Origin of the sequence: Streptococcus parasanguinis (genome assembly GCF_001578955.1) — a bacterium.
Lineage (GTDB): Bacteria > Bacillota > Bacilli > Lactobacillales > Streptococcaceae > Streptococcus > Streptococcus parasanguinis_U.
On sequence record NZ_KQ969778.1, the window covers coordinates 1 to 279 of the forward strand.

Annotated in this window: 1 protein-coding gene; it reads left to right on the forward strand. The window is 39.4% G+C overall.

The window, feature by feature from the left end:
• Positions 1-166: 166 nt before the first annotated feature.
• On the forward strand, positions 167-279 hold a 113-nt coding region (locus SPADD19_RS11965), incomplete at its 3' end, for a transposase (protein ID WP_241496606.1).

A 279-nucleotide genomic window follows, 5' to 3' on the forward strand; every position in this document is an offset into this window, starting at 1 on the left:
GATCTCTCCCTTTTTGTTATGTGACTTTCAGTCCGTCTCGCTCCGTTAGGTGCGAGACAAAAAAACCACCCGCTATGCGGGTGCGCATCGAAGGTTATACCAAAAAAACTCCAAACGCGATACAATTAAGGTGTTCAAGCCAATTGTAAAGCGAAAGGAGAAAAATATGGCTCAAAAAGCACATAGTTTATCACACACAAAATGGATGTGTAAATATCACATTGTGTTCACCCCTAAGTATAGACGAAAAGTGATCTATAATCAATATCGAAGTAGTTT